Annotated in this window: 2 protein-coding genes; both read right to left on the bottom strand. The window is 73.8% G+C overall.

The window, feature by feature from the left end:
* Positions 1-806: 806 nt before the first annotated feature.
* Positions 807-1745, bottom strand: coding sequence for a tetratricopeptide repeat protein (locus ATM99_RS15310; RefSeq protein WP_062103724.1), 939 nt, complete (start codon positions 1743-1745; stop codon positions 807-809).
* A gap of 148 nt (positions 1746-1893) precedes the next feature.
* Positions 1894-2922: a hypothetical protein gene (locus ATM99_RS15305; RefSeq protein ID WP_223305164.1), complete on the bottom strand. Its 1029-nt coding sequence runs from the start codon at positions 2920-2922 to the stop codon at positions 1894-1896.
* Between the last annotated feature and the right edge of the window lie 203 nt (positions 2923-3125).

Here is a 3125-nt window from a genome sequence, read left to right as displayed (position 1 = left end):
AAACTCTCCGTGAATGTTCATCAGCCACCCACCAGCCCGAAGACCAGCAAGCAACAGACACCACAAAGAACCCCCTCGAAAGAGGGCATCAACTGGCATCATCCCTGATCCATACCCACGGGGTGGGTCAGAACAGGCTCGACACCACAAACATGGCATCGACTACTTGGCACACTGTTGAGTTCTCAAGGAACAGACGCGCATCCTGCTCACCCTCTCGGGTTTCGCTCGGAGGCAACCGTTCAAACTTAGCCGATCGCTTGCTCCCTGTCAACTTCAGCTTCTCGCTGTCGTCTCCGGGTCGCCGAGGTCCTCAGAACCGGACCGGCTTCGTTCTGCCGCTCCCCGTGGGGTTCGGCGCCTGGAAGACCATACCGGATCGTGAGTCCCTCTCGATCCACCCGGTCTGCGTCCCACCAGGCACAGAGATGCCCTGCGAGGAAGAGTCCGGGGTGCCTGCCCGGGGGACCGACCACCGAGTCGTGCTCGGTGTCCGTTCCTCCCTGCCGGGCGGCCTGGAGAAAGTTACGCACACTCTGCCCAGGATGCAAGTCCGCCCCCGAGATGCCCTCTGACCTGGGCATTCGGGGGCGGACCTGCCTGCGGCAAGTGGGCTGTGCGTCGGGCGTGCGTCGGGCAAGCGTCGGGCGAGCGTCGGTGGCCGTCAGAGAAGCGCCGGGTCTGCGCCGATCACCCGGCCGCCCCACGGTCGACGCCCAGCGACGGCCGGAGGTCGGCCCCGCGACGCGGCGCGCTCCTCGAGCGACCTGCTGCACGCCGGATCACAGCGGCGTCGACGCCGCGGCTCAGTACAGGGCCGACGCCAGGGCTCGACGGGCCGCCATCACGCGGGGGTCGTCCGTGCCGACGACCTCGAACAGGTCGACCAGCCGCACGCGCACGCGCTCACGCTCGTCGCCGGCCGTCCGCCGGACGACGTCGACCAGACGCGCGAACGCGTCCTCCACCGCTCCCCCGAACAGGTCGACGTCGGCCACCGCGAGCTGGGCGTCCACGTCGTCGGGAGCCGACGCCGCGGCCTCGCGCACGCTGCGCGCGTCCAGCCCGGCGGTGCGTTCCATGAGACCGACCTGCGCGAGCCCTGCCCGCGCCATCGCGTCCCGCGGGTTCTCGCGCAGCGCCTGGTCGTAGGCCGCGCGGGCCGCAGGGAGGTCGTCGCGCTCGATCGCCTCGTACGCCGCGTGGTGCAACGGGGGCAGCGCCGGCTCGGGGTCGGGCTCCTCCTGCGGTGCCTCCCCTGCCACGACCCGGCCGGTGATGCCGTTCGCCTCGGCCGCCGCGAGCAGCTGGTCCAGGACCCCGCGGACCTGCTCGCGCGGGTGCGCTCCCTGGAACAGCGGGAGCGGCTGGCCGCCCAGCACGGCCACGACCGTCGGGACCGACTGCGCCTGGAACGCCGCGGCGACCTGCGGGTTGGCCTCGGCGTCGATCCGCGCGAGCAGCCACCGCCCGCCGTCCTCCGCGGCGAGCGTCGAGAGCTCGGCCGCGACCTGCTGGCTCGTCTCGCTCCACGACGCCCACAGCACGACGACCACCGGGTGCTGCGTGGACGACTGCACGACGTCGGCGAAACCTGCCTCGTCCACGTCGCGCACGTACGCGGTCGGCACCGGCAGTCCTCCGGGGCTGCCGGGAGCCGGCGTCGCCGGCCGGGTGAGCGCGGACAGGTCGACTGCTCCTCGCGCATCCAGCCGTGGACGGGGCTGCTGCGACGGCTGCGACATCAGGTGCTCCTCGGTCTCGTGGTCACTCACGGTGCTGCGGGCGACCGCCGCGCGCCGAGCGTGCGCGCGATCGTCCCGCCGGGATTCTGCCCGGTCACCGCCGCGTGCGGCACACCGGGGCGTCGACGCGGAGCGTTCGCTGCGCGCGTCACTGCACGGACGCCCCCGTCACCAGCTGCTCACCTGCGAGCACCTGGACCTGCGCACCGCTGCCGGCCGGCGGGACGTACAGGACGACGACCCCCCCGAAGACCCGCGTCAGGCTGTTCTCCGCGCTCGTCGCGCCACCCGTGAGGGCCGAGTAGAAGGGCTCGACGTTCACCTTGCCCCCGGCGGTCAGCGCGATCGTCGAGGTCGTCGTCAGCTCGCCGACCACGACCGCTCCGCCGTCGACCGTCCCCAGGGAGACGACCGGCTCGGGAGCCGCCGCGTAGGTCTGGGTGACCGAGGCCGTGTCCGCCAGGTTCGTCGCGAGCGCCGTGCGCTCGTTCTCGATCCCCGCGCGGAACGCGTCGGACGCGAACGACGGCGCGAACTGCGAGGCGTCGCCGTTGCCCAGGACGTCGGCATACTGCGCGAGCGCGTCCGCCGGCGTCATCAGCAGGCCCGCCGAGTCCGGCTCGACCGTGGGGCTGCCCACCTCGGGCGCGGCCGTGGGGGGCATCGACACCCCGGGCATCAGACGCGCCCATCCCCACATCCGGTACGGCTCGCGCGGCCCGTCCTGACGGAGCACGAGGATGCGCGGAGCCTGCAGGTCGTCCGGCTGCTCGGTGACGACCAGCTGGGTGCGGGGCCACGCGTCCGTCTCCGGCACGATCAGCGCCTGCTCCTCGAAGGGCAGCACCGTCGGCGGGCGTCCGCCCTCGGTCGTCACGTTGCGGACGTACTCGGCCGTCCGGATCGCCAGCGCGGGGCCCTCGAGACGGGCCGGCAGCCCGGCGGCGTCGTTCGCGACGTCGCCGGCGGCGACGACCTCGGCCACCGCGTCGAGCACGCGCTGCGACTGCGCGACCGAGAGCGCGGGCGGCGCGACCGCGGGCACCGGCTCCGGCTCCGCCTGCGGCAGCGGGGCGGCGCACCCGGCGAGCACGACGAACGGCACGGCGAGGAGCGCGGCGCGTCGTCCGGGGCGCCGGGTCGGGTTCGGTCGTCCACGGACCGCGCTGCGGGTCATCGCCCCTCCTCCGGGGAGTCGTCGTCGGTGGGCAGGGCGGGCAGCCCCCACGCGCGACGCCAGGCGTCGGCACGGGAACCCGCGGCGTCCGCGGGAGCGGCGTCCTGTCCCGCGCCACGCGGGCCCGGGGGGGTCGGTGCGTCGCGCAACCAGGCGGGTCGCGGGGCGGGTGCCTCCGCGGCGGGCCGCGGGGCGGCCGTCGG

Source organism: Cellulomonas sp. B6 (assembly GCF_001462455.1).
Taxonomy (GTDB): Bacteria; Actinomycetota; Actinomycetes; order Actinomycetales; family Cellulomonadaceae; genus Cellulomonas.
The sequence above is the reverse complement of the archived record's forward strand: the minus strand, read 5'-3'. Positions and strand labels throughout refer to the sequence as shown.